Source organism: Vibrio sp. 1069, assembly GCF_033340555.1.
The window spans coordinates 1-536 of sequence record NZ_JAWOWP010000871.1 but is presented as its reverse complement, the minus strand read 5'-3'; the positions used below and the strand labels follow the sequence as shown (position 1 = coordinate 536).

Sequence of the window (536 nt, the reverse complement as noted above, 5' to 3'; positions counted from 1 at the left end):
CCGTTGTCTCCAATAGAAGCCGAGTTTATTCGTTTTATGTTCTCTGCTCAGGGACAAGCGTTAGTCGAAAAAGATGGCTATGTACCGATCACTGCAGATTTCGCAGCGGAAGAGTTAAAAAAAGTCGGCCTTTAAGCCGACTTTTTTCATTGTACCGAAAACTAAAAAGTGAGTGTCCACTTCGCACTTGCCCATCTATCTTGTTCTTCCAGCAAATCGGCATGCAGCAACTTATTATTATCTAACCATGCTTCATCGGTACAAGCGAGCATCCATTCATCGCCTTTGATCGATAAAGTGATGTCAGGTAGTGGGTCGTCGTTGCGTTGCCCATTAAGGACTATGGACAGACGAAGAATCTTAATCAGGCTTAACACATCACTTTGTTTGTAGAGGTTGAACTCTGGTAACTCATTGAGCCTTAGCGCTTTGCGTTGAAAGCGTGCAAGCGTCGACAAGACGAGTTGTTGCTCACGGTTAAAACCTTGCAGGGGTGAATGCAGAAGAATATAAAAAGAGAGGCGATGGAAACGGCG

The 536-nt window shown here is 44.6% G+C and carries 2 pseudogenes; one reads left to right on the top strand and one right to left on the bottom strand.

The window, feature by feature from the left end:
* Positions 1-135 (top strand): annotated as a pseudogene (locus R7040_RS29540) (phosphate ABC transporter substrate-binding protein); the annotation flags it as partial.
* 26 nt (positions 136-161) lie between these two features.
* Here R7040_RS29540 and R7040_RS29535 read toward each other — a convergent pair.
* Positions 162-536: pseudogene (locus tag R7040_RS29535) on the bottom strand (exopolyphosphatase); the annotation flags it as partial.